At 31.3% G+C, this 658-nt stretch carries 1 protein-coding gene; it reads right to left on the reverse strand.

All coding sequences use genetic code 11. From position 1 onward, the window contains the following. Positions 1–196: 196 nt before the first annotated feature. The coding region (locus KH893_RS11330) for a metal ABC transporter permease (protein WP_281166215.1) at positions 197–658 on the reverse strand (462 nt) is incomplete at its 5' end.

Consider the following 658-nt stretch of genomic DNA (forward strand, 5'->3'; position numbering starts at 1 on the left):
CCGTTAATTGAGCAGTCGAATCTGTCACAATTTTAATCAATTTGCTTTGTTCCTCCCAATGAATTCATTAACTAGGAAAACTAATTCATCTTAATTTCGTAAACAATAGACAAAATTATTATATTGCTAAAAAGATCATTTTGGCGAATTATGGATATTTACTATTCATATAAATATAAAGTAGTGCCATTAAATATCAAATATGCTGAATAATTTGTTTTCCTGCAAGAGAAAAAACAAAAACCATTGCTTCGAAAAGAGCGATAAATAAAGTAACCGGCCAATTTGTGACATAACTTAAATAAAGCCCAATCCAGGTTCCGATAAGAGCTAAGACTGTGCTGAAAATAATTTCTCCAAAAACCGATTTGCAAAAATTTTGGGCACTGGCTGCTGGTAAAGTTATTAGAACGAAAACCAACAAAGAACCAACAATTTGAGAAGAAATACTAACAGACATTGCCAAAATTACCAAAAACAAAATAGAAAGAATATTTTCATGCTTATAAACAATTCCAGCACCTTCCGGATCAAAAGAAGTAAATTTTAATCTTCGATAAAGCAGGATCATCACAAAAAGGACAGTCAAGGCAAGGAAAACTATTTGGTAAACTTCACTACTACTGATTCCAACAATACTGCCAAATAAAATATTGGT

Source organism: Liquorilactobacillus sicerae (genome assembly GCF_029916425.1).
GTDB classification, from domain to species: domain Bacteria; phylum Bacillota; class Bacilli; order Lactobacillales; family Lactobacillaceae; genus Liquorilactobacillus; species Liquorilactobacillus sicerae.